We start from the raw sequence: 494 nt of genomic DNA, 5'->3' as shown, positions 1-494 counted from the left end.
CGATGTCGGTCAGCGCGGGCAGGTGCGTCACCTCGGGAAAGCGGGCGGATGCCGGGTCCATGCTGCCCGTCGGGCGCAACTGGTTCACCAGCACATAGTTCAGCGTGGCCGCGGCGATGAAGTTGAACATGATCGTGGTGATCACGATGTGGCTGCCCCGCTTCGCCTGCAGGACGGCGGGGATGAAGGCCCAGGCCGCACCGAAGGCGGCAGCGCCCAGCATCGCCACCGGCAGGGCGATTGCCCAGTGCGGCAGCGGCAGGAACAGCAGCACCAGCGCGACGCCCAGGCCGCCCATCGCTGCCTGCCCCTCGCCGCCGATGTTGAACAGGGCGGCGTGATAGGCGACCATCACCGCCAGCCCCGTAAAGATGAAATTCGTCGCGTAATAGAGCGTGAAGCCCCAGCCATAGCTGGAGCCGAGCGCCCCTTCGACCATCGTGGTCAGCGCCATCCAGGGGCTTTCCCCGATGGCCAGGATCACCAGCGCGGAA

Annotated in this window: 1 pseudogene; it reads right to left on the bottom strand. The window is 67.2% G+C overall.

The window, feature by feature from the left end:
* Positions 1–494: pseudogene (locus tag TW83_RS17620) on the bottom strand (ABC transporter permease); the annotation flags it as partial.

Source organism: Paracoccus sp. S4493, from assembly GCF_000967735.1.
GTDB classification, from domain to species: domain Bacteria; phylum Pseudomonadota; class Alphaproteobacteria; order Rhodobacterales; family Rhodobacteraceae; genus Paracoccus; species Paracoccus marcusii.
The sequence above is the reverse complement of the archived record's forward strand: the minus strand, read 5'-3'. Positions and strand labels throughout refer to the sequence as shown.